The sequence below is a fragment of the Variovorax sp. GW821-FHT09D07 genome (assembly GCF_059416345.1).
In genome coordinates this window covers 290379-312682 of the sequence record NZ_JBWKOY010000008.1, presented here as the reverse complement: position 1 = coordinate 312682, position 22304 = coordinate 290379, and the positions used below count along the sequence as shown (strand labels likewise).

General features: G+C 69.8%; 19 protein-coding genes. 10 read left to right on the top strand and 9 right to left on the bottom strand.

What is annotated here, in order from left to right; translation table 11 throughout:
• The first annotated feature begins 294 nt into the window (after positions 1 to 294).
• From AC07OX_RS25755 to AC07OX_RS25725, 7 genes are all read left to right on the top strand, one after another.
• Positions 295 to 2691 carry a penicillin acylase family protein gene (locus AC07OX_RS25755; protein WP_495262143.1) on the top strand — a complete coding sequence of 799 codons (2397 nt, stop codon included), beginning with the start codon at positions 295 to 297 and terminating at the stop codon, positions 2689 to 2691.
• 3 nt (positions 2692 to 2694) lie between these two features.
• On the top strand, positions 2695 to 3348 hold the full coding sequence (locus AC07OX_RS25750; protein ID WP_495262144.1) for a histidine phosphatase family protein: 654 nt from the start codon (positions 2695 to 2697) through the stop codon (positions 3346 to 3348).
• 51 nt (positions 3349 to 3399) lie between these two features.
• Complete coding sequence (locus AC07OX_RS25745; protein WP_495262145.1) at positions 3400 to 4362, top strand: DnaJ C-terminal domain-containing protein; 963 nt, start codon at positions 3400 to 3402, stop codon at positions 4360 to 4362.
• Positions 4363 to 4364: 2 nt separating this feature from the next.
• A complete protein-coding gene (locus tag AC07OX_RS25740) occupies positions 4365 to 4688 on the top strand; it encodes a chaperone modulator CbpM (protein WP_495262146.1) in 324 nt (107 codons plus the stop codon).
• Positions 4689 to 4883: 195 nt separating this feature from the next.
• The gene (locus AC07OX_RS25735; RefSeq protein WP_495262147.1) at positions 4884 to 6071 is read left to right on the top strand and encodes a serine hydrolase domain-containing protein; all 1188 of its coding nucleotides are present in this window, start codon (positions 4884 to 4886) and stop codon (positions 6069 to 6071) included.
• Positions 6072 to 6139: 68 nt separating this feature from the next.
• On the top strand, positions 6140 to 7159 hold the full coding sequence (locus AC07OX_RS25730) for an AraC family transcriptional regulator (RefSeq protein WP_495262148.1): 1020 nt from the start codon (positions 6140 to 6142) through the stop codon (positions 7157 to 7159).
• 177 nt (positions 7160 to 7336) lie between these two features.
• Positions 7337 to 8413: a M48 family metalloprotease gene (locus AC07OX_RS25725; RefSeq protein ID WP_495262149.1), complete on the top strand. Its 1077-nt coding sequence runs from the start codon at positions 7337 to 7339 to the stop codon at positions 8411 to 8413.
• Positions 8414 to 8440: 27 nt separating this feature from the next.
• Here AC07OX_RS25725 and AC07OX_RS25720 read toward each other — a convergent pair whose 3' ends face one another.
• Positions 8441 to 10180 (bottom strand): dipeptidase, encoded by a 1740-nt coding sequence (locus AC07OX_RS25720; RefSeq protein WP_495262150.1) that lies wholly within the window; start codon positions 10178 to 10180, stop codon positions 8441 to 8443.
• A 47-nt stretch (positions 10181 to 10227) separates the two neighbouring features.
• On the opposite strand from AC07OX_RS25720, the gene AC07OX_RS25715 reads away from it, so the two are divergent.
• Positions 10228 to 10821, top strand: coding sequence for a DNA-3-methyladenine glycosylase I (locus tag AC07OX_RS25715; RefSeq protein ID WP_495262151.1), 594 nt, complete (start codon positions 10228 to 10230; stop codon positions 10819 to 10821).
• A 92-nt stretch (positions 10822 to 10913) separates the two neighbouring features.
• On the opposite strand, the gene AC07OX_RS25710 is transcribed toward AC07OX_RS25715, so the two are convergent.
• From AC07OX_RS25710 to metE, 3 genes are all read right to left on the bottom strand, one after another.
• The gene (locus tag AC07OX_RS25710; RefSeq protein WP_062481853.1) at positions 10914 to 11258 is read right to left on the bottom strand and encodes a hypothetical protein; all 345 of its coding nucleotides are present in this window, start codon (positions 11256 to 11258) and stop codon (positions 10914 to 10916) included.
• Positions 11259 to 11455: 197 nt separating this feature from the next.
• Positions 11456 to 12310 (bottom strand): hypothetical protein, encoded by an 855-nt coding sequence (locus tag AC07OX_RS25705; RefSeq protein WP_495306674.1) that lies wholly within the window; start codon positions 12308 to 12310, stop codon positions 11456 to 11458.
• A gap of 37 nt (positions 12311 to 12347) precedes the next feature.
• On the bottom strand, positions 12348 to 14684 hold the full coding sequence (gene metE, locus AC07OX_RS25700) for a 5-methyltetrahydropteroyltriglutamate--homocysteine S-methyltransferase (protein WP_495262153.1): 2337 nt from the start codon (positions 14682 to 14684) through the stop codon (positions 12348 to 12350).
• A 100-nt stretch (positions 14685 to 14784) separates the two neighbouring features.
• Between metE and AC07OX_RS25695 the strand changes: the two genes are divergently transcribed.
• Entirely contained in the window at positions 14785 to 15711 is a 927-nt protein-coding gene (locus tag AC07OX_RS25695; RefSeq protein WP_139706387.1) for a LysR family transcriptional regulator, read from the top strand.
• Positions 15712 to 15806: 95 nt separating this feature from the next.
• Positions 15807 to 17072 carry an MFS transporter gene (locus tag AC07OX_RS25690; RefSeq protein WP_495262154.1) on the top strand — a complete coding sequence of 422 codons (1266 nt, stop codon included), beginning with the start codon at positions 15807 to 15809 and terminating at the stop codon, positions 17070 to 17072.
• On the opposite strand, the gene mmsB is transcribed toward AC07OX_RS25690, so the two are convergent.
• Genes mmsB through AC07OX_RS25665 form a run of 5 tightly spaced genes read right to left on the bottom strand, consistent with a single transcriptional unit; the run spans position 17057 to position 22209 of the window.
• Positions 17057 to 17953: a 3-hydroxyisobutyrate dehydrogenase gene (gene mmsB / locus AC07OX_RS25685; RefSeq protein WP_070059330.1), complete on the bottom strand. Its 897-nt coding sequence runs from the start codon at positions 17951 to 17953 to the stop codon at positions 17057 to 17059. The two genes, AC07OX_RS25690 and mmsB, sit on opposite strands and share 16 nt — an antisense overlap.
• Before the next feature lie 40 nt (positions 17954 to 17993).
• Positions 17994 to 19112 (bottom strand): enoyl-CoA hydratase/isomerase family protein, encoded by a 1119-nt coding sequence (locus AC07OX_RS25680; protein ID WP_495262155.1) that lies wholly within the window; start codon positions 19110 to 19112, stop codon positions 17994 to 17996.
• Positions 19113 to 19139: 27 nt separating this feature from the next.
• On the bottom strand, positions 19140 to 20294 hold the full coding sequence (locus tag AC07OX_RS25675; protein ID WP_369647469.1) for an acyl-CoA dehydrogenase family protein: 1155 nt from the start codon (positions 20292 to 20294) through the stop codon (positions 19140 to 19142).
• Positions 20291 to 20689, bottom strand: a complete 399-nt coding sequence (locus AC07OX_RS25670; RefSeq protein WP_070059333.1) for a lysozyme inhibitor LprI family protein — start codon at positions 20687 to 20689, stop codon at positions 20291 to 20293. Before AC07OX_RS25670 ends, AC07OX_RS25675 begins: the two co-directional genes overlap by 4 nt.
• On the bottom strand, positions 20686 to 22209 hold the full coding sequence (locus AC07OX_RS25665) for a CoA-acylating methylmalonate-semialdehyde dehydrogenase (protein WP_070059334.1): 1524 nt from the start codon (positions 22207 to 22209) through the stop codon (positions 20686 to 20688). The genes AC07OX_RS25670 and AC07OX_RS25665 overlap by 4 nt, the downstream gene beginning before the upstream one ends.
• Between the last annotated feature and the right edge of the window lie 95 nt (positions 22210 to 22304).

The following is a 22304-nucleotide window of genomic DNA, read 5'->3' as shown; positions in this document are numbered from 1 at the left end:
CAAGGCTGAAGCCTTGCAAGCGCGGGCAACGCCGCAGACGGCCCCTTTGCCAGCCAACCCGAAGGGAAGGTCTGCCAAGGCGGGCCACTCGGCGTTGCGCTCCTTGCGTGTGCGCATGCACACGCGGCGTCACGCGCCTTGATTGGCCCGCCTTGGCAGACCTTCGCGACGCCAGAAATAGGGTGAACAGGCCCTAGGCGGCAAGGCGTGCCGCGCTGGCGACAGTGCGCGGCGGAGGTTCATCCTCTAATCGGTCCCTCTTTTTCGACCCTTTCCCCACCTCACGCCCGCCCCATGACTTCGAACACCTCGCGCTCCCGGTTCTCGTTGACGGCCCTCTCCCTGGGCCTGGTCGCCCTGCTCGGGGCCTGTGCCAGCACGCCGCCGCCCGGCAGCCGCAGCGTGAGCATCGAGCGCACCACCTTCGGCATCGCGCACATCACGGCGCCCGACTACGTAGGCCTGGCCTACGGCACGGCCTACGCGCACGCGCAGGACAACGTCTGCCAGACCGCCGAGCACCTGCTGACGCTGCGCGGCGACCGCGCGCAGTTCCTCGGGGCGCAGAACACCGGCGACTTCGGCCTGGGCCGCATGCCCAACGCACAGATCGACCTGTTCGTGCGCTACCACATGGACGACGCGGCGCTGGCCCGCGCGGCAGCCACCACCAACGACGAGGTGAAGGCCGCGCTGCGCGGCTACGTGGCGGGCTACAACCGCTACCTGCAGGATGCGGGCCCCAATGGCCTGCCCGAGGCCTGCCGCGGCAAGCCCTGGGTGCGCCCGATGACGGCCGCCGACCTGGCGCGCGCCACCGAGCAATCGATGATCCAGGGCGGCCTGGGCGCACTGGCCGGCGCCGTGCTGGCCGCCGTGCCGCCGGCCCCGGGCGTCAAGACCGGTGCGGCGCCGGTCGCGCTCGAGCAGGCAGTGGCCGAGATCGGCCGCCACAGCTTCAACGCCAACCCCGAAGGCGGCGAGCTGGGCTCCAACGGCTGGGCCTTCGGGCGCAACGCCACGCCCGACGGCAAGGGCCTGCTGCTGGGCAACCCGCATTTCCCCTGGAACGGCACCAACCGCTTCTGGCAGATGCACCTGACCATTCCCGGCCAGCTCGACGTGATGGGCGCCACCGGCGGCCTGAGCCCGGTGGTGTCGATCGGCTTCAACAAGGACGTGGCCTGGACCCACACGGTGTCGACCGGCAAGCGCTTCACGCTGTACGAACTCAAGCTCGACCCCAACGACCCGACCGTGTACTGGGTCGACGGCCAGCCGAAGAAGATGGTCGCGCGCACCGTCGCACTGCCGGCCGCCGCCACGGCGGGCGGCGCGCCCATGCAGCACACCTTCTATGCCACCGACTGGGGCCCCGTGGTGTCGCTGCCGCGCGCCGGCCTGGGCTGGACCGCCCAGAAGGCCTATGCGATCCGCGACGCCAACACGCTCAACGTGCGCTCGGCCGAAAGCTGGATGAAGATGGGCCGGGCCCGCAACGTCGCCGAGCTGCGCGCCGCCATGGGCAACCAGGGCATCCCGTGGATCAACACCCTGGCGGCCGACCGCGAAGGCAACGCGATGTACGCCGACCTGTCGGTCGTGCCCGACGTGTCGGCCGAGATGCTCAAGGCCTGCGCGCCCTCGCCGGCCGCCGCCGCGCTGCTCAACGCCGCCGGCCTGCCCGTGCTGGACGGCTCGCGCAGCGCCTGCGCCTGGCACCGCGACCCCAGCGCCGCCGCGCCGGGCATCATCGCGCCGGCCCGCATGCCCGTCGTCGTCACGCCCGACTGGGTGCAGAACAGCAACGACAGCTTCTGGCTCAGCAACCCGCGCGTGCCGCCGATGGCCGGCGTGTCGCCGCTGGTCGGTCCCGTCGGCGTGCCGCAGCGGCTGCGCACGCGCAGCGGCATCATGGAAATCGAAGGCCGACTGGCCGGCACCGACGGCCTGCCGGGCAACCGCATGGGCGCGGCCGAGCTGCGCAGCGTGATCTTCCGCGACAGGAACCTCGCCGGCATGCTGGTGATGGACGACCTGAAGGCCGCGTGCACCGCCACCGGCGCCGCGCTGAGCGCCGACCAGGCCCTGGGCTGCCGCGTGCTCTCCGCCTGGGACCGCACCAGCAACGCCGAGTCGAAGGGCGCGGCGCTGTTCCGCGAGTTCTGGCGCAAGGCCAAGGACCTGCCGAAGGTCTGGCGCGTGCCCTTCGACCCGGCGCAGCCCGTGACCACGCCCACCGGCCTGGACATGGCCACGCCCGCCACGCGCGAGGCGGTGTTCAAGGCGCTGGGCGACGCGGTCGGCACCGTGCGCACCGCCGGCTTCGCGGCCGACGTGGCGCTGGGCGTGCCGCAGTCGCGCACCGTGCGCGGCCAGAAGATCGCGCTGCCCGGCGGCGACGAGTTCGAAGGCGTGCTCAACAAGCTCGAATCGCAGGGCCAGCCGCTGATCGACCCGAAGGGCTACGCCATCAACTACGGCAGCAGCTACATGCAGGTCGTGACCTTCGACGCGCGCGGTCCGGTGGCGCAAGGCCTGCTCACCTACGGCCAGAGCAGCGACCCGGCCTCGCCGCGCGCCTACGACCAGCTGCCGCTGTTCGCGGCCAAGCAGTGGCATCCGCTGCCCTTCCACCCGGCTGACGTGCAGGCGCAGCGCGAAGGCAAGCCGCTGCAGCTGGCGTACTGAACCATGTCCTCGACCCCCGTTCCTTTTCCCGCCCACGCCGCCACAGGCATCGACCTGCTGAACCGCCTGGCCGCCGAGCAGCCGCTCGCCCCGGCCTGCGATCACTTCTACTTCCTGCGCCACGGCCAGACCGGGCGCAACGCGCTGCGCGTCTTCCAGGCGCCCGACGAGCCCCTGAGCGCGCTCGGCGAGCAGCAGGCGGTGCAGGCGGCCGAGCTGCTGGCCGGCGAGCCGATCGGCGCCATCGTGTGCAGCGACGCGCGCCGCGCCTTCGACACCGCCCACACCGTGGCGCGCGCCCTGGGCCTCGTGCCCAGCGCGCACGAGAACCTGCGCGAGCGCAACTTCGGCGCGCTCATCGGCACCTCGTCCGCCAACATCGACTGGGCCTGCGAGCCCGAGGGCGGCGAGACGCTGGCGCAGTTCGTCGACCGCAAGCGCCAGGCGCTGGCCGCCGCGCTCGCCGCGCAGCCCGCGCCGGTGCTGGTGGTGGCGCACGGCGGCACGCTCTACGCGCTGGCCGCGCTGCTGGGCGTGGCGGTCGATGCGAGCATCTTCGGCAACGCGCAACCCTTGCGCTTCACACGTGCCGGCCCCACATGGGCCGTGACGCCGCTGCAACAGCGGCAAGCCGACGGCGGAGCAGCCCTGGCCTGACCTGGCTCCCGGTTGATCTGTACGCCGTCCTGAAAGGAATCACCACCCACCATGGAATTCAAGGACTACTACAGCGCACTGGGCGTCGAACGCACCGCGTCCGACGACGAGGTGCGCAAGGCCTACCGCAAGCTCGCCCGCAAGTACCACCCCGACGTCAGCAAGGAGCCCGACGCCGAGCAGCGCATGCGCGACATCAACGAGGCCAAGGATGTGCTCGGCGACAAAGAGAAGCGCGCCGCCTACGACGCGCTGGCCGACCGTGTCGCACGCGGCGGCCGGCCCGACGGCAGCTTCGAGCCGCCGCCCGGCTGGGACACCGGCTACGAGTTTCACCGCGGCCCGCGCCAGGGCCCGGCCGACCACGCCGACTTCAGCGAGTTCTTCTCGTCGATGTTCGGCGACGCCGAGCGGCGCGGTGCCACGCGCCAGAACTACCGCGCGCGCGGCGAAGACCACCACGCGGCCATCGAGATCACGCTCGAAGACGCGCTGAACGGTGCCGAGCGCGAGCTCACGCTGCGCGCCCAGACACTCGACGCGCAGGGCCACCCGCAGTGGGAGAACCGCACGCTCGCCGTGAAGATCCCGCCCGGCGTACACCCCGGCCAGTTCATCCGCCTCGCAGGCCAGGGCATGCCCGGTCACGGCGGCGAACCGGCCGGCGACCTGTACCTCGAGGTGCGCATCGCGCCGCACAAGCTGTACCGCGTGGAAGAGCGCGACCTGTACATGACGCTGCCCGTCACGCCGGCCGAAGCCGCGCTGGGCGCGCAGGTGCAGGTGCCCACGCCCACCGGCGGCGTGGTCGAGGTCACCGTGCCGCCCAACGCGCGCGGTGGCATGAAGCTGCGGCTCAAGGGTCGCGGCTTCGCGGGCAAGACGCCCGGCGACCTGTACCTGCTGCTCGAGATCGCACTGCCGCCCGCCGACAGCGAGGCCGCGCGCAACGCCTACACGCAACTCGCGCAGGCGACCTCCTCGTTCAACCCCCGCCAGCACCTGGGAGTCTGAGCATGGCGAACTTTTCTTCCGTGACCACCACCACGGCCATCGGCGTCTCGCACCCGCTGGCCGCGAACGAACTGGCGCACGCCTGCGGCGCCGACACCGCCTGGGTCGTGCAGCTGGTCGAAGTGGGCATCGTGCAGCAGGTCACCACGACCGACGCACCGCCCGAACGCTGGGAGTTCTCCAGCACCGACCTGCAGCACGCGCTCGAAGCGCGCCGGCTCGAACGCGACTTCGGCGTGAACCTGGACGCCGCCGCGCTGATCCTCGACCTGCAGCACGAAGTGCGGCGGCTGAAGGCAGTGCTGCAGGCGCACGGCGTGGGCTGAATCACGCCGCACGCGCGTCGCGGGTCACGCGCGTGCAATGACTGCCAGACCTGGACAGCCGCCCGCCATTTGCGAACAGGATTGGTGAGCCTGCGGCCCTAGATTGCCGCTGCCTGCGGAATTTCGCATGGCAGGCCGGCGCGCAGGCAACCCTTCACACACCGCCCGGCCTCCTCACACAGGAGACAAGAAGGCATGACCTCGCACAGGCTGAAGACCGCGCTCGACGCAACGCTGCACCAGACCGTTCACCGCCACGGCGGCGCCCCCGGCGTCGTCGCGATGGCGACCGACCGCACGGGCAATTTCTACGAAGGCGCCGCCGGCACGCGCGAGCTCGGGCTCGACCGGCCGATGGCCACCGACAGCGTGTTCGCCATCTTCTCGACCACCAAGGCGATCACGGGCACCTGCGTGATGCAGTTGGTCGAAGAAGGGAAGATTTCTCTCACCGACCCGGCCGGCGCCTACGTGCCCGAGATCGACGAACTGCAGGTGCTCGACGGCTTCGACGCCGACGGCCGGCCGCGCACGCGCGCGCCGCGCCGGCGCATCACGGTCAACGACCTGATGCTGCACACCTCGGGCCTGGGCTACGAGTTCTTCAGCGAAGACGACCTGAAGTACCGCGCCGCGCTGAACATTCCCACGGTGGTGTCGGGCAGCTTCGAATCGATCCGCACCGTGCTGCTGCACGAGCCGGGCGCGGCCTGGACCTACGGCGCCAACATCGACTGGCTGGGCCGCATCGTCGAACAGCAGCGCGGCAAGCGCCTGGGCGAGGTGATGAAGGAGCGCGTCTTCGAGCCGCTGGGCATGCAGGACATCGGCTTCGGGATGTCCGAGTCGATGAAGGCGCGCCGCGTGACCATCCACGACCGCGCCGCCGATGGCCGGCTCACGCCGCTGCCCGAGCTGGTGCTGCCCGAGCCGCCGCCGATGGACATGGGCGGCCACGGCCTGTATGCCACCGTGGGTGAGTACATGAAGTTCATCCGCATGGTGCTGAACGACGGTGCCGGGCCGCACGGGCGCGTGCTGAAGGCCCACACGGTGCAGCGCATGGCGCAGGACGGCCTGGCCGCGATGGACCTGTCGGTGGGTGGCTGGCGCACGTCGGTTCCGTCGCTGAGCAACACGGGTGAGTTCCTGCCCGGCACCGACAAGGGCTGGGCCTACACCTTCATGACCAACCGCGAGCGCGCGCCCACGGGCCGCCCGGCGAACTCGCTGATGTGGGCGGGCCTGGCCAACAGCTTCTTCTGGATCGACCGCGAGAGCGGCATCGGCGGCTACTGGGCGACGCAGATCCTGCCGTTCCAGGACTGCGCAAGCTACCCGGGCTTCGTGGCTTTCGAGACCGCGGTTTACCATCACCGCTGAGCCGCTGAACCGCTGAGCGGTGCGCGCCCCGGGGCGTGCGCCTTCTTCCTTCTGAACCGAGGTGCGCGATGGATGCGATCCGCAACGTGCTGGTCACCGACGCCCGCGGGCAGCCGAGCGAGCGCCACCGCCTGGTGGCCTCGCACGACTGGGACGACATCCGGCGCTGGTCGGACCGCATCTACATGCCCTACCGCGTCACGCCCATCGGGCGGGCGCGCACGCCCGACTCGGTGCTCGACGCCACGCGCATCGGGCACTTCACGCTGAGCCGTTTCCACTACGGCATTCCGGTGAACATCAAGGACTTCTCGCCCGACAGCGGCGTCGGCATGGTGCTGACGACCGTGCGCGGCGCGGGCCGCCACTGGTCCGAAGCCAACGCCTATGCCGACACCGGCGTGGGCGACGCCTTCGTGGTCGACACCTCGCGCACGCACTACTGGGTGGACTTCGATGCCAACCACCTGCAGGTGAACCTCAGCTTCTCGCACGACGCGCTGGCCGCGCTGCACGCGCGCTGGTTCGGCGCACCCGCCGACGAGCGGCTGTGGACGCGCAAGTTCAAGTTCGGCGGCGCCCACTCGAGCTGGATCGCGCTGCTGTCGTATGCGTGCCGCTGCGTCACCGAGCTGCCCGAGGCGGTCGACGCCGGTCCGCTGGGGCGGCACCTCGAAGAGATGATCGGCGTGCACGTGCTGACCCAGTGGCGCGCGCAGCTGGAGCACCCGGCCGAAGCGGTGCAGCACCGCATGGCGCCGCGGCATGTGCTGGCGGCCGAGCGCCACATCCGCGAGCACGCCCAGCACGCGCCCACGCTCGGCGAACTGGCGAGCGTGGCGGGCGTCAGCGTGCGCACGCTGAACAGCGCCTTTCGCGAATACCGCCAGGCCACGCCGATGCGCTCGCTGCGCGAGCAGCGCCTGCAGGGCGTGCGCGCCGAACTGCTGATGGCCGACGCCGGCGCGACGGTGCGCTCGGTGGCGCAGGCATGGGGCTACGCCAACTTCGGCCTGTTCGCCGCGGCCTACCAGCAGCGCTTCGGCGAGCTGCCCTCGGCCACGCTGCGCGCGCGCAAGTCAGGCTGATCCTTCATCTGATCTTCAGCTTGGGGCGCGTTGGCGCTCCCACAATTCCAGCGGGCGGGACACCTCGCCTTGCCTGGGAATCCTGGTCGCCATCGCCGCCGGGAAATCTCCCTCCCCATGGATTCAGGTATCGCGTCCGCGCCTGGATGCGACCGATGCCCAGCACCTCTTGAGCGAATGAACAACCCTCGCCCGTCCTTCTTCCCGGCCTGCGCGTCGATCGCGGCCACCTTCGTCCTCACGGCCTGCGCCGCCTCCATCCGGCCGGCCAGCGACGACCCTGACGTCGTCCAGGAACAGTCCCTGCAGCAGTCGCTGTCGCTGAACCACCGCATGACGCTGCAGCGCCGGCTCGACGACGTGGCGATCCCGCTCCTGGAGCACAGCGCGCCGTTCTGCGGCGGCGACGTGCGGGCCAGCCTGGGCGCGCACATCGCCAGCCTGTGGAGCTTCGAGAAGGACGAACGCGCGGCGGCGAAGCAGACCCTGCATCTGGACGACCGGCTGACCGTGCTGTGGACGCTCGACAGGAAGCAGGTGCCGGCCACGCCGCTGCGCGCCGGGGACGTGCTGCTGTCCGTCGGCGGCAAGCCGCTGCCCGCCGGTGAGAAAGGGATCGATCGGCTCAACGACGTGCTGATCGACGCGGCACGCGCCAAGCCCGCCCGGCGCGAAGGCTGGCTGGAGGCCGTGGTGCAGCGCGAGGGCCAGTCGACGGCGCTGCGCCTGCCGTACACCACGGCGTGCAACTACACCGCCGTCACGCGCATGAAGAACGAGGTCCATGCGGAGAACGACGGGCACGAGATCGTCGTCAACTCGGCGCTGATGCGCTTCTTTCCCGACAACCGCGACCTCGCGATCGTGCTGGGGCACGAGCTGGCCAACGGCGTGCTGTCGCATGGCGGCAAGACGCGCGCGGTGGGCATCGCGGCCGGCATCGTGGATGGCGCGCTGGGCGGCACCGGGCTGGCGCAAGAGGCCCTGTCGTCACCGTTCTCGCAGCAGTTCGACGCCGAGGCCGACTACCTCGGCCTCTACATGGTGGCCGCGGCGGGCTACGACATCGACGGCGCCGAACGGATCTGGCGCGAGCTCGGGGTGCACACGGCCGGCGCGAAGAAGAAGGGGTTCATGAGCGCTCCGCCGAGCTCCGCCAAGCGCTTCGTCGCGATGCGGCGCACCATCGCGGAGATCCAGGCCAAGAAGAAAAACGGGGCACCCCTGGTGCCCCTGGCGAAATCGAAATCCTGACGCGCGGCAGCAGCGCAGCGCCGGCCGCTACTGCATCTGCTGCAGGTTGCCGATGCGCACCAGCATCTCGGTGAACATCTGCATGTCGGCGTCGAGGTCGGGCACTTCCTTGTATTCCTTGGCGTTGTGCGCCGTGTACTTCTTGCCGGGCATCGCGGGGCCGAAGTTGATGGCATTGGGCATCAGCTTGGCCGTGGTGCTGCCGGCGGTGGGCACGGGCTTGGCCTCCAGACCAGTGGTGTCGCCGAAGATGTTGAGCAGGGTCGAGAGCCACGCGCCCTTCGGGTCGCGCGCCATCCAGTTGCCCTGGTCGTAGGCCAGCTCCAACTTCACCTGGCTGGCCGTGGCCCAGCCGTTGACCTTGGCCGCCACCTGCGCCTTCAGTTCGTCGGGCGTGCGGCCGCGCGGCATGCGCACGTTGGCCGTCACTTCGAGGCGGCCGTCGGCGCCCATGCGTACCAGCGTGGGCGACATCGTGAGCGGGCCCATGAAGTCGTCCTGGTAGCCCAGCCCCATCTTCTCGCCGAGGTAGCCGGTGCCGTAGAGCGCGTCGATGTACTGCACGGCGCGCAGATAGGGGTTGGCGGCCAGCGGCACGCCGGACTCCTTCAGGAACAGCGTCAGGCGCGGCACGGGGTTCACGCCCTCTTCGGGCCTCGAGCCGTGGGCCGAGGTGCCCGTGACCTTCAGCTCAACGGCCTCGGCGCCGCGCGCGACGTCGATGGCGAACTTGCCGCCCTGGCTTTCGTACTTGCGCACGAAGGCGGCCTTGGCGGCCTCGAGCTTCGCGGCCACGGCCGCGAGGTCGCCGCCCTTGAGCGTGGCGGTCGCGGTCTGGGGAATAGCGTTGGCCGAGGCGGCGCCGCTCATCGCGGTGATGGCGGTCGCGGCAGGGTCGGCCGCTTCCGCGGGGAAGAACACCTTGAGCGCGCCCGAGCCCTTCTCGGCCACGACCGCGGGGTACTTGCTGTCGAGCACGATGTTGTAGGCCGGCAGCGGCGTCTTGTCGCGGTAGTACTGCATCGCGTCGCCGCCGGTTTCCTCGGTGGTCTCGATCATCAGGCGCACGCCGCGCTCCACCGGCAGGCCGCTGTCCTTCACGGCCTTCATGGCGTAGAGCACGGCGGCGATGGAGCCCTTGTCGTCGATGGTGCCGCGCCCGTAGAGGAAGTCGCCCACGCGCGTCATCGCGAAGGGATCGAGGCGCGTGCCGTCGTCGAGCACCCATTCGGACAGCACAGCCGGCACCACGTCGGCGTGCGTGAGGATGCCGAACTCCTCGCTGCCGCGGCCCTTCAGGCTCACTTCGAAGATGCGGCCATCGACATTGCGGTAGCCCAGCCCGAAATCTTTCGCCATCTTCTCGACCAGTTGGCCGAACGCGACCATCGGCGGGCTCTCGTGCGGCGGCACCTGCACGTTGCGCACGGTGGGCAAGGCGACCATGGTGCCGATGCTGGCGATCACGGCCTGCTGGTTCTGCAGCCGGTTGTACAGGCCGAGCAGGCGCGCGATGTTGACGAGGTCGTCGCCCGCCAGCGCCTTGCCGCCGGTGTAGGCCGCCACACTGGCCTGCAGCGCGGGCTGGGCCTGCGCGGCCTGGGCCAGGAAAGCCTTGAAATCGGGCGCCGTGCGGCCGCCCTTCCAGGCGGCGGCGAGCTGGTCGAGCGCGGGCTTCTTGAGGGTCTCGGCACCGGCCGGGACAGCGACGGCGAGCGCCATGAGAGCCAGCGAAAGCGCCGACAATGAAAAACGAGACTGCTGCATCAGGGTCACCCCTCATTCCGAAAACATTCCCCGACGATAGCCGAGCCATGCCTCACGACGACAGCCAATCTTCGCCCCAGCGATGCGCCTGGGCCCGCACCGATCCGCTGCTGGCCAGCTACCACGACGCCGAATGGGGCGTGCCCGAACGCGACAGCCGCGCGCTGTGGGAAAAGCTGATGCTCGACGGCTTCCAGGCCGGCCTGTCGTGGCTCACCATCCTGCGCAAGCGCGACGCCTTCCGCGCGGCCTTCGAGGGTTTCGTGCCCGAGACGGTGGCGCGCTTCACGCCGGCCGATGTCGAGCGCCTCATGCAGGACGCGGGCATCGTGCGCTCGCGCGCCAAGATCGAAGCCGCCATCGGCAACGCCAAGGCCTACCTGGCCATGCAGGCGGCGGGCGAAGATTTCTCCGATTTCGTCTGGGGCCTGGCGGGCGGCCAGCCGGTCGTCAACACCACGGGCACGGTGCCCACGCAGACGCCGCTGTCCGAAACGATGTCGAAGGCACTGAAGCAACGCGGCTTCAAGTTCGTCGGGCCGGTGATCGTTTATGCCTGGATGCAGGCCACGGGCATCGTCGACGACCACGCGCCCGACTGCCACTGCCATCGCGACCACCGTGACCACCGCCTCGCCTGAACAGGCACGAAAAAACCGGACGGTGCTGTTGCACTGTCCGGTCTTTTCGGGTGGTGGTCTCTCTCAACCGAGGCGGCTTGCGCCGCCGTCGATCACAGGCCAGCCTGGCGCGTGAAGCTGCGTGCCTGCGAGGGGATCACGCTGCCGGCAAAGGATTCGCGGCGCAGGTTCTGGCCGGGAGCGTGGGCGGCTGCCACGGCTTCGGCGCGGACCGAAGCGCGGTCCACCGACGAGGCCAGCACGGGGGCCACGCTGGCCGACACGGCGTCGCTGTATTCGTTGCCGGCACGGGCGGCGGCCACGGCTTGCGGTGCCACGTCGGCACGGCTGTAGCCGGAGGTCACGGCGTGAACGCCTTCGTAGGTCTCTGCGTGGGCGGCGCCAGCGGCGGCGAGCAGGGAGAGAGCGGCGGCGGCGAGGATGTTCGAGGTCTTCATTTCAATTCCTTCTTGATCGGGCTTTGGATGCCCTGAAGTGTGCGCCAAATTCCTAGGGTAAACCCCAGTCATTCTGAATCGCAGTGTTCACGGAATTGAAACAATCACGGGGAACTTTCCGACATGCGGGGTTCGCGTGAAACTTTTTCGTACAAATGCCCCCGAGTTTGCAAACTTTGGCGCGCTTTCGTCAAGTCTCAGGGCCGCCCCCAGCTGCGCACCAGCGTGCGGATCGCGACCGCGCCACTGCCCTTGACCTCGGCACGGTAGCTGCCCAGCAGCGCCTCGCGCTCGGCGGCGGCCTGCGGTTCGTTGCGCCAGGCGAGCAAGGCGGCCACGTCGGCGTCGGGCAGCGCCAGCAGCAGCGCCTGCGTGACCAGCTTTTCGAACTCGCGCGCCACGGTCATCAGGTTGCGCGGGCGCGGCGAGGTGACGCCGCGCGACCAGAGCGAGTCGAGCGCGGTGTCGAGCGTGCGGTCGGGCAGCGAACTGAACTGCCCGGCATTGCCGCGCGCCAGCTGCTTGACCACCGCGCTCATGAGCAGCTGGCTCGAGAAATCGATCTCGCGCGCCTCGGCCACCGTCATGCGCGACAGCAGTTCGACGCGCGCCGGGTCGGCCGGCCGCGCGTGCTGTTGATGGAAGAAGGTCACCTTGCCGGGCTCGTCCATCGCGGCGTAGTCGGCGCGCAGCTTCGCCAGGCGCGCCACGGCTTCCAGCACGGGGGGCGCCGGCGCAGCGGCGCCCTGCCCGGCCGCCGCCACGTCCTGGCGGATCGCGGCCACCGAGGCGTTCACGTCGAAGGCACGACCGGCCGCCACGTCGAGCGACTGCAGGGCCTTGTCGGCCATGGCCAGGTCGGGCGGCTCCAGCAGCTCGCGCGCACCGCGCGACACGGCACCGGGGCCGTAGGCGTTCTGGTAGCGCGCCTGCACGCCCTCGAACTGGAGCAAGGCCTGCGCGCGGTCCTGCGTCCACCCCGTCAAGGGGACAAGGAGCAACGACAGCAACAAGAGGCAACGGGACGGCGACAGGCGGGACAGCAAGGACATCCCGCATTATTGGCACGCCGCGATCCCGCGCCCTTCATCAGGCCTGCGCCAGCTCCCCGCGCAGCAGCTTCGCGGCCGCCACCATGTTCGACAGCGCCGCCTCGGTCTCGGGCCAGCCGCGGGTCTTGAGGCCGCAGTCGGGGTTGATCCAGAGGTTCTCGCCCGGCACCACCTGCGCGGCCTTGCGCATGAGGCGCACGATCTCGTCGACCGAGGGCACGCGCGGCGAGTGGATGTCGTACACGCCGGGGCCGATCTCGTTCGGATAGCGAAAGCCGCCCTCCCCGCCGAAGCCGCGCAGCAGCTCCATGTCCGAGCGGCTGGTCTCGATGGTGATCACGTCGGCATCCATCGCGGCGATCTCCGGCAGGATGTCGTTGAACTCCGAATAGCACATGTGGGTGTGGATCTGCGTCTGGTCGCGCACGCCCGAGGCGCTGATGCGGAAGGCGCGCGTGGCCGCCTTCAGGTAGGCCGGCCAGCCCGCGCGGCGCAGCGGCAGGCCTTCGCGGATGGCGGGTTCGTCGATCTGGATGATGCCGATGCCCGCGCCCTCGAGGTCGTTCACCTCGTCGCGGATCGCCCACGCGATCTGCTCACAAGTGGTGGCGCGCGGCTGGTCGTCGCGCACGAAGGACCACTGCAGGATCGTCACGGGGCCGGTCAGCATGCCTTTCATCGGCAACTTGGTGAGGCTCTGCGCGTACGCGGTCCATTCGACCGTCATCGGCGCCGGACGCGCCACGTCGCCGAAGATCACCGGCGGCTTCACGCAGCGCGAGCCGTACGACTGCACCCAGCCGTTGGCCGTGAAGGCAAAGCCGTCGAGCTGCTCGCCGAAGTACTCGACCATGTCGTTGCGCTCGGCCTCGCCATGCACCAGCACGTCGATGCCCAGGGCTTCCTGCTTGCGCACGGCCAGTGCGATCTCGGCGCGCATCTTCTCGCGGTAGCCCGCCGCATCGAGCTCGCCGCGCTTGAAGGCGGCGCGGGCCGCGCGGATCTCGGCGGTCTGCGGGAACGAGCCGATGGTGGTGGTCGGCAGCGCGGGCAATGCGAAGCGCGTGCGCTGCAGCTGCTGGCGCTGCGGGAAAGCGGACGCGCGGCGGTCGTCGCCGGCCACGCTGCGTGCCAGGCGCAGCGCCACGTCGGCGCGGTGCACGCGCGGGCTGGCGCGGCGCGCGGCCACGGCGGCACGGGCGGCTGTGAGATCGGCGGCCACCGAGGCTTCGTTGCCCTCGACGGCGGCACGCAGCACGCGCAACTCATGGAGCTTCTCGATGGCGAAGGCGAGCCATGACTTCAGTTCGGTGTCGAGCTTCGTCTCGGCCGCGAGGCTGAACGGCACATGCAGCAGCGAGCACGACGGCGCGATCCACAGCTCGCCCTGGTGCTTCTCGGCCACGGGCCTGAGCTTGCCCAGCGCCACATCGACATCGGTGCGCCAGATGTTGCGGCCGTCGACCACGCCGACCGACAGTACCTTGTGCGCCGGCAGCCAGTCGGCCACGCCGGTCAGTTCCTGCGGTGCGCGCACGGCATCGACGTGCAGGCCCGCCACGGGCAGCTGGCAGGCCAGGCGCAGGTTCTCGGACAGCGGCGAGAAGTAGCTCGCCAGCAGCAGCTTCGGCGCATTGCGAGCGATCTGCCAGTACACGCGTTCGAAGGCGTTGCGCCAGGCTTCGGGCAGGTCGAGGCCGAGGATCGGTTCGTCGATCTGCACCCACTCCACGCCCTGCTGCTTGAGCCGGCCGAGCACCTGCTCGTACACGGGCAGCAGCGATTCGAGCAGCGAGAAGCGGTCGAAGCCCGCCGCCTTTTCCTTGCCCAGGTACAGGAAGCTCAGCGGCCCGAGCAGCACGGCCTTGACCGCGTGGCCGGCCTGCTGCGCCTGCGCGACCTCGTCGAACAGGCGCGTCGATGCCAGCCTGAACTGCGTGGCCGCATCGAACTCGGGCACGAGGTAGTGGTAGTTGGTGTCGAACCACTTGGTCATCTCGAGCGCGAAGGTGCCTTCGGCGCCGTGGGTGCAGCCGTCGTCGTGCACGTGGCCCGCTTCGTCTTCCACGCCGCGCGCCATCTTGAAGTAGCGCGACAGCTCGGGCTCGTCGCCGCTGAAGCCGAAGCGCGCCGGCTCGCAGCCCAGCAGCTGGATGTGGTTGGCCACGTGGTCGTAGAAGGCGAAGTCGCCCACGGTCACGAAGTCGAGCCCCGCGTCGCGCTGCGCCTGCCAGTGGCGCGCGCGCAGCGCCTCGCCGACGGCTTCGAGCGCGGCGTGGCCGGTTTCGCCGCGCCAGTGCTTCTCGAGGGCGAACTTGAGTTCCCGGTGGGCGCCCATGCGCGGAAAGCCGAGGATGTGGGTACGGGTGGTCATTGCAGGTAATCCGGTCGCTGGTCTTGGAAACCGGTGATGGTCGGCGTTTGGCGCATATGATTCAAACGAAACCTTTTGCCCGTTCGCTTGAATCATTTTCATGATGCAGTCCATCCTCGAGATCCGTCACCTGCGCACGCTGGCCGCGTTGCGCGACACCGGCAGCCTGGTGCGCGCGGCGCAGCTGCTCAACCTCACGCAGTCGGCGCTGTCGCACCAGATCAAGCTGCTCGAAGAGCGCTACGGCGCCCAGCTCTTCGAGCGCAAGTCGGTGCCGCCGCAGTTCAGCACCACGGGGCTGCGGCTGCTGCAGCTGGCCGACACCGCGCTGCCGCTCGTCGAAGAGGCCGAGCGCGACGTGGCGCGGCTGGCGCTGGGGCGCAGCGGCCAGCTGCGCATCGTGGTCGAGTGCCACACCTGCTTCGACTGGCTGATGCCCGCCATGGACGCCTTTCGCCAGCGCTGGCCCGAGATCGAACTCGACATCGTCTCGGGCTTCCACCCCGACCCGATCGCGCTCGTGATGCAGAACCGCGCCGAGGTGGCGATCGTCTCCGAGCAGGACCCCGACGAAACGGTCGACTACCACGCACTGTTCCGCTTCGAGATCGTCGCGCTGCTGGCCAACGACCATGCGCTGACGGCCAAGGCGCACCTCACGGCCCGGCACTTCGCCGACCAGACGCTCATCACCTACCCCGTGCCCGACGAGATGCTCGACATCGTGCGCCAGGTGCTGGCGCCCGCCGGCGTCGAGCCCGCGCACCGGCGCACGACCGAGCTCACGGTGGCGATGCTGCAGCTGGTGGCCAGCGGGCGCGGCGTGGCCACGCTGCCGCTGTGGGCGGTGCAGAATTACCTCGACCGCGGCTACGTCACGGCGCGCCGCGTGGGCGCCCGGGGCCTGACGGGGCGGCTGTACATGGCCTGCACGCAGGCGACGTCGGCGCGGCCCTGGCTGGACGACTTCGTGCGCGTCACGCGCGAGAGCTGCTTCAAGAGCCTGCCGGGGATCGAATTGCTGTGAACCCTGTGAGCCCGATGGCGGGAGGATCACGTCCGAATCCGGCCAGTGCGTGGTGGTGCACGGCCTGAAGATCGACCACCACCACGGACCGCCCCATGACCCCTCCGAAGACACTCGACGCCCCTGCCATTCCACGCCCCCGCTTCTTCCACGGCTGGCTCGTGGTCGCCGGCGCCTTCGCCGTCATGTTCGTGGGCTTCGGCTGCGCCTACACCTTCAGCGCGTTCCTCGATGCGCTGCAGCGCGACTTCGGCGCCTCGCGCGGCGAGGTGTCGCTGGTGTTCTCGCTCGCGGGCTTCCTGTACTTCGGGCTCGGCGTGTTCAGCGGCCCGCTCGCCGACCGCTGGGGCGCGCGGCGGCTCGCGGTCGCGGGCATGGTGCTGGTCGGCCTCGGGCTGGTGCTCGCGGGGCAGGCGCGCAGCCTGACGCAGATCTTCTGGGCGTATGGGCTTGGTGTCGGCCTCGGCGTGGGCGCCTCGTACGTGCCTGTGCTGGGCGCGGTGCAGCGCTGGTTCGTGCGCCAGCGCGGCTTCGCCTCAGGGCTCGCCGTGAGCGGCATCGGCGTGGGCACGCTGGCGATGCCACCGCTGGCCTCGTGGCTCATCGACACGCTGGGCTGGCGCGACGCCTACCTGGCGCTCGGCGTGCTCGCCGCCGTGGTCGGCGTGGGCATGGCGTTGCTGGTCGAGAACGACCCGCGCGCACGCGGCCTCGGGCCCGATGGCGAGCCACCGCAGGCGCAGGCCGCCACCGCGCTGCCGCCCGGCGCCTCGGTGCGCGAGGCCGTGGGCTCAGGCCGTTTCGCGGGGCTGTACGCGGCCTGCCTCATCAGCTCGTTCGGTTTGTTCGTGCCCTTCGTGCACCTGGTGCCCTACGCGCTCGACCACGGCGTGGCCGCGTCGTCGGCGGTGCTGCTGCTCGGCGCGATCGGCGTGGGCAGCACGGCGGGCCGCTTCTTCCTGGGCGGGCTGGCCGACCGCATGGGCCGCGACCATGCGCTGCCGCTGATGTCGGCGGGCATGGCGTTGTCGCTGGTGGTGTGGGCCGTGTCGGGCGGGTTCTGGGGGCTGGCCCTGTTCGCCTTCGCCTACGGCGTGTTCTACGGCGGCTTCGTGGCGCTGCTGCCCGCGCTGGTGATGGACTGGTTCGGCGGGCGCCACATCGGCGCGATCATCGGCATCCTGTACACCAGCGTGGCCATCGGCACGCTGATCGGGCCGAGCGCCGCGGGCTTCGCCTTCGACCTCACGCGCAGCTACCTGCTGCCGATCCTCGTGGCGATCGGCGCCAACCTTGTGGCGGCCGGCCTGCTGCTCGCGATGGCGCGGCGCGGCCGGCGCGCCGTTCAGCCGGCCTTCTGAACCAGCTTCAGCACGCTCGAGAAATCGAGTGCGCCGTGGCCCGCGAGGCTGTGCGCCGCGTACAGGCTGCGCGCCAGGCCGCCCAGCGGCGTGGCCGCGCGCACGGCGGTGGCGTTTTCCTGCGCCAGGCCCAGGTCCTTGAGCATCAGGTCGGTGCCGAAGCCACCGGCGTAGTTCTTCGAGGCCGGCGCGGCTTCCATCACGCCGGGCACGGGGTTGTACTTCTCGAGCGCCCAGTTGCCGCCCGAGCTGCGGCGCATGATTTCGGACAGCACCTTCGGGTCGAGCCCGTTGGCCACGCCCAGCGCGAGCGCTTCCGAGGTGCCGATCATCAGGATGCCGAGCAGCATGTTGTTGCAGATCTTGGCGGTCTGGCCCGCACCGGCTGCGCCAGCGTGGAAGATGTTGGCGCCCATCTTCTCGAGCACCGGGCGCGCACGCTCCAGGTCTTTGGTGTCGCCGCCGACCATGAAGGTCAGCGTGCCGGCAATGGCGCCGCCGGTGCCACCCGACACGGGCGCATCGATCATCGCGACGCCCTTGGCGGCGGCGGCCTCGGCCACCTTGCGCGAGGTGGCGGCGGCGATGGTGCTGCTGTCGATCACGAGCGTGCCGGCCTGGATGCTGTCGAGCAGGCCGGGCTTGCCGGCGCCGCCGAGGAACAGGCCCTCGACGTGCGCGCTGGCGGGCAGCATGCTGATCACCACCTCGGCGCCGGCCACGGTCTCGGCCGCCGACTTGGCGATGGGCAGGCCTTCGGCAGCGAACTTCTTGCAGGCTTCGGCCGAGAGGTCGAAGGCGCTGAGCGTGTGGCCTGCCTTGTGCAGGTTCAGGGCCATCGGGCCGCCCATGTTGCCCAGGCCGATGAATGCGATCTTCATGTGTCTTGTCTCCGTTGTTCTGTGCAGGGAATGGGGCCGGTCAGGTCAGCGAGGCCAGTTCCGCCGGCATCTCGCCGCGCGGACGCAGGTGATCGTCGACGAAGGCCGGCGTGATCTCTTCGAGCGTGGCAGGGTTCCAGCGCGGGTTGCGGTCCTTGTCGACCAGCACGGCGCGGATGCCTTCGGCGAAATCCTTGTTCGCGCAGAAGCCCAGCGAGGCCCAGTACTCGAGGCGGAACACCTCGGCCAGCGACATGCGCGGCACGCGCTGCCAGAGCTCGAAGCTCAGCGCGATGGAGCTCGGCGCGCCCTTGGTGAAGGTCTTCGAAGCGGTCTGCAGCCAGGCGTCGTCGCTTTGCACGTTGCGCAGGCGCCTGGCGATGTCGAGCAGGTCGTCGCCGGCCATCAGCGCGTTGATGGTGTCGTAGTGCTCACGCACCTTCGACGCGGGCATTTCGGCACCCTCGCCCGCCTGGGCCAGGATGCGCGACAGCGTGGCGCGGTCGGCCTTGGCGTCGCCACCGGCCCACTGCGTGGACGCGATGGCCGCGAGCACGTCGGCCTTGCGCTCCTGCGGCACCAGTACGTCGGCCAGGCCGCAGAAGATGGTGTCGTGCGCATTGATGTTGGCGGCCGTGAGCGCCAGGAACAGGCCCGTGCGGCCCGGCGTGCGGCGCAGGAACCAGCTGCCGCCCACGTCGGGGTACAGGCCGATGTTGATCTCGGGCATGGCGATGCGGCTTTGCAGCGTCATCACGCGGTGCGAGGCGCCCGCCAGCAGGCCCACGCCGCCACCCATCACGATGCCGTGGCCCCAGCACAGGAAGGGCTTGGGGAAGGTGTGGATCAGGTGGTCGAGTTCGTACTCCTCGCGGAAGAAGTCTTCGGCGTAGGTGTTGCGTTCGGGGCCGCAGTCGAGCAGCGTCTGGTACAGCTGGCGCAGGTCGCCGCCGGCGCAGAAGGCCTTCTCGCCCGCCGCGTCGAGCAGCACGCCGACGATGCCGGCGTCGGCCGCCCATTCGCGCAGCTTGGGCGTGAGCAGACGCACCATGTCCACGGACAGCGCGTTGAGCGAAGCCGGCGCATTGAGCGTGGCCACGGCAAAACGCTGGCCGCCGGCGGTCTTGATTTCGTTGAAGAGAACTACGTTGTCGGTCATTGTTTTCAGGTCCTGGGTGCGGCGGGGTCAGCGGATGTCGCTGTCGCCTTCCAGCAATTTTCGCGCAACGATGACGCGCATGATTTCGTTGGTGCCTTCGAGGATCTGGTGCACGCGCGTGTCGCGCACCAGGCGCTCGAGCGGGAACTCGCTCAGGTAGCCGTAGCCGCCGTGCAGTTGCAGCGCGTCGTTGCAGACATTGAAGCCCGCATCGGTCGCGAAGCGCTTGGCCATCGCGCAATAGGTGCTCGCATCCACGTGGCCCGCGTCGAGCTTGCTGGCGGCCAGCCGCACCATCTGCCGCGCGGCGACCAGCTCGGTCGCCATGTCGGCCAGCTTGAACTGCAGCGCCTGGAAGCTCGCGATCGGCTTGCCGAACTGCTGGCGCTCGTGCAGGTAGCGGCGCGCCGCGTCGAGCGCGCCCTGCGCCGCGCCCACCGAGCAGGTCGCGATGTTGATGCGCCCGCCGTCCAGGCCCTTCATGGCGATGCGAAAGCCCTCGCCTTCCTTGCCCAGCAGGTTCTGCGCGGGCACCCGCACGTTGTCGAAGTTGATGGTGCGCGTGGGCTGGCTGTTCCAGCCCATCTTGTGCTCCTTCTTGCCGTAGCTCACGCCGGGCGCATCGGCCGGCACCGCGAAGGCCGAAATGCCGCTGGCGCCCGCGCCGCCCGTGCGCGCCATGAGCACCAGCACGTCAGTGGAGCCGGCGCCCGAGATGAAGGCCTTGCCGCCGTTGATGACGTACTCGGCCCCCTGCAGTTCGGCGCGCGTCTTCAGCGACCCCGCGTCGGAGCCCGCGCCCGGCTCGGTCAGGCAGTACGACGCCAGCTTGCGCCCGCTCGTGAGGTCTTCGCCCCACTGCTGCGCCACCGCGTCGGTGGCCCAGGTGCCGAGCATCCACGTCGCCATGTTGTGGATCGTGATGAAGGCCGTGGTCGAGGGGTCGACCGCGGCCATTTCCTCGAACACCAGCGCCGAGTCGAGCCGCGGCAGGCCCAGGCCGCCGATGCGCTCGGGCGCGTACAGGCCGCAAAAGCCCAGCTCGCCAGCCTTGGCGATGGCCTCGCGCGGAAAGACCGCCTCGGCGTCCCACTGCGCGGCATGCGGCGCGAACTCGGCCTGCGCGAAATCGCGCGCGGTCTGCGCAAAGGCGTTCTGTTCTTCGGACAGTTCGAAATTCATGGTTGACGACCCTTCCAGAGGTCCAGTTCGGCGGTGCGTTTGCGGGTCGATTTTTCCAGGCACGCGTTGAACACCAGCGGCCAGATCGAGCCGCCTTCGTTCGCCTTCGCGGCCCGCTTGCACCCGGGGTCGCGGCCCTTGAGCCAGGTCCGCTGTTCGGTGCGCAGCGCGACGCGCATCTGCGGCGAGAGCGTCTTCATCACCTCGCCGTAGCGGATGTTGAGCTCGGCGTCGGCCGCGCGGAAATCGCGCAGCGCGCAGTCGTTCATCTGCTGCTGGTTGCCGTTGGGGTTGCAGTCGACCGGCTCGTCGGAGCCGGCCGCCTGCGCCCCGCCGGCCAGCAGGGCAAGCGCCGCCGCGGCGGCCCAGGCTGCGACGCGAAGCCCCTGCCTCACTTGAGGCTGATGGTGGTGTTGACGCCCTGGCTCACGGTGCTGTCGTCGAACCAGCGTGCCGTCACGGTCTTGGTCTGCGTGTAGAACATGATGACCTGCTTGCCGTACGGGCCCAGGTCGCCGAGCTTGGAGGCGCGCGAACCGGTGAACGAGAACATCGGGACCGGCACCGGGATCGGCACGTTGATGCCGACCTGGCCCACGTCGATGTCTTCCTGGAAGCGGCGCGCCGCGGCGCCCGACTGCGTGAAGATCGCCGTGCCGTTGCCGTTCGGGTTGCTGTTGATGAGGTCGATGGCTTCGTCGATGGTCTCGGCGTCGGCGATGCACAGCACGGGGCCGAACACTTCCTGTTCGTAGATCGTCATGCCGGGCTTCACGCCGGTGAAGATCGTCGGGCCGACGAAGTTGCCCTTCTCGTAGCCGGGCACAGTGGGCTTGCGGCCGTCGAGCACCAGCTTGGCGCCATCGGCTTCGCCGCGTTCGATCAGGCTGTTCACGCGGTCATACGCTGCGCACGACACCAGCGGGCCCACGTCCACGCCCTTTTCAGTGCCGGCGCCGATCTTCAGCGTCTTGGCCTTCTCGATGAGTTCGGGCACCCAGTTGCGCGCCTCGCCCACCAGCACCGCGACCGACACGGCCATGCAGCGCTGACCGGCGGCACCGAAGCTCGCGCCGGCCAGTGCGTTGAGCGTCTGCTCCTTGTTGGCGTCGGGCATCACGATGGCGTGGTTCTTCGCGCCCATCATGCATTGGGCGCGCTTGCCGGCCAGCGTGGCGCGGTTGTAGACGTGCGTGCCGACCTTGGTCGAGCCGACGAAGCTGATCGCCTTGATGTCCTTGTGGTCGCAGATGCCGTTGACGACGGCTTCGCCGCCGTGCACCACGTTCAGCACGCCGGGCGGCACGCCGGCTTCGAGCGCCAGTTCGCACAGGCGCATCGTGACCATCGGGTCTTGTTCGGAGGGCTTGAGCACGAAGGTGTTGCCGGTGACGATGGCCATCGGGAACATCCACAGCGGGATCATGGCCGGGAAGTTGAACGGCGTGATGCCGGCGCACACGCCCAGCGGCTGCAGCAGCGTGTAGGTGTCGACGCCGTTGGCCACGTTGTTGGCCAGCTCGCCCAGTTGCAGGTTGCCGATGTTCGACGCGTGCTCGACCACTTCGAGGCCGCGGAACACGTCGCCTTCGGCGTCCGGCAGCGTCTTGCCCTGTTCGGCCGTGAGGATCGCGGCCAGCTCGCCCATGTTCTCGCGGATGAGCTGCTGCAGCTTCAGGAAGATGCGGGCGCGCGCGCCCAGGGGCGTCTTGCGCCAGGTCTTGAAGGCTTCCTTGGCGGAGGCCACGGCTGCGTCGAGTTCAGCCTGCGTGGCGAACGGCACGCGGGCCAGCACCTGCTGCGTGGCCGGGTTGACGACGTCGCGCCATTCGGTGGTCTTCGATTCGACGAACTTGCCGCCGATCAGCAGCTTGACGGTGGCGACCTGCGTCGAGGGGGTGGTGGTGGCGTCCATGGGGGTTTGTCTCCTGTGAATACGGGACCGGTTCGAACCGGTGCAGCCTGCATCCTAGCTTTGCAGATTTGCCATGACAATAGACAAATATGCGT